The sequence below is a fragment of the Cryobacterium sp. MLB-32 genome, assembly GCF_000738085.1.
Taxonomy (GTDB): Bacteria; Actinomycetota; Actinomycetes; order Actinomycetales; family Microbacteriaceae; genus Cryobacterium.
This window is the reverse complement of the sequence record NZ_JPRS01000677.1, coordinates 1-739: the sequence shown is the minus strand read 5'-3', so window position 1 is coordinate 739 and position 739 is coordinate 1. Positions and strand designations below refer to the sequence as shown.

The 739-nt window shown below is 59.1% G+C and carries 1 protein-coding gene and 1 pseudogene; both read left to right on the top strand.

The features are described from left to right. A pseudogene (gene fusA / locus JF66_RS20845) lies at positions 1-222 on the top strand (elongation factor G); the annotation flags it as partial. A gap of 136 nt (positions 223-358) precedes the next feature. After that, positions 359-739 (top strand): GTP-binding protein (locus JF66_RS20840; protein ID WP_035880880.1); only part of this gene is annotated, 381 nt, incomplete at its 3' end.

Sequence of the window (739 nt, the reverse complement as noted above, 5' to 3'; positions counted from 1 at the left end):
GGAGACCTCAACTCGCGTCGTGGGCAGATCCAGACCATGGAGGACGCGCAGGGCGTGAAGGTAATTCGCGCCCACGTGCCCCTCTCGGAAATGTTCGGATACATCGGTGACCTGCGGTCGAAGACCTCAGGCCGTGCCGTGTACTCGATGACGTTCGAGAGCTACGCGGAGGTCCCGAAGGCAGTTGCCGACGAGATCATCAACAAGAACAAGGGCGAATAGCCTCTTGGGGTGGCCTTCGGGCCGAATCGCTTAGGCCACTCGGCCCGAGTAACATAAGTAGACACATCCAGCGCATCCTGTGACTGTTCACAAAAACAGTCCTGTATTTGCACGCGAGTCCTGAGGAGGACCCACAGTGGCCAAGGCCAAGTTCGAGCGGACAAAGCCGCACGTAAACATCGGAACCATCGGTCACGTTGACCACGGAAAGACCACGCTGACTGCAGCGATCTCCAAGGTCCTCGCCGATAAGTTCCCGTCCAAGATCAACGTTCAGCGCGACTTCGCGTCGATTGACTCGGCTCCCGAGGAACGCCAGCGCGGCATCACGATCAACATCTCGCATGTTGAGTACGAGACCGACAAGCGCCACTACGCGCACGTCGATGCTCCGGGCCACGCTGACTACATCAAGAACATGATCACCGGTGCTGCTCAGATGGACGGCGCAATCCTCGTGGTTGCCGCTACTGACGGCCCGATGGCTCAGACCCGTGAGCACGTTCTGCTCGCCAAG